The sequence below is a fragment of the Halomonas elongata genome (genome assembly GCF_029081005.1).
Lineage (GTDB): Bacteria > Pseudomonadota > Gammaproteobacteria > Pseudomonadales > Halomonadaceae > Halomonas > Halomonas elongata_B.
In genome coordinates this window covers 1-398 of sequence record NZ_JAJQTQ010000115.1, presented here as the reverse complement: position 1 = coordinate 398, position 398 = coordinate 1, and the positions used below count along the sequence as shown (strand labels likewise).

The 398-nt window shown below is 59.5% G+C and carries 1 protein-coding gene; it reads right to left on the bottom strand.

Annotation, left to right across the window (positions count from 1 at the left end):
* Nucleotides 1-91 precede the first annotated feature (91 nt).
* Nucleotides 92-398 (bottom strand): pseudouridine synthase (locus tag LU493_RS19685; RefSeq protein WP_275289490.1); only part of this gene is annotated, 307 nt, incomplete at its 5' end.

Genomic DNA, 398 nt, shown 5'->3' with positions numbered 1-398 from the left:
ATCGCGCTCTGTCAGATGTTGCGCCGTGAAAACTACAACCCGCTGTTAGGCTGAGGCAAAAAAAACGGCGGAACTGATTCCGCCGTTGCGCTTATTTGCTCTTCCGTAGCACCTGTAAACAGTGCTTCAGCTGGTTGTCCAGCGGCGCCTCAACGCGCATCACCTCCCCGCTCCCCGGGTGGGTAAACTTCAGCGCCGCCGCGTGCAGGAACAGGCGGTTTAAGCCGGTAGCGGACAGCTGCTTGTCGAACTCGCGGTCGCCATAGCGGTCGTCAAAAGCGATAGGATGGCCGGCATACTGGGTATGAACGCGGATCTGATGCGTGCGGCCGGTGACCGGGCTGCAGCGCACCAGCGTGGCGAATTCGTAACGCTCTTCCACTTTAAAGCGCGTCTCC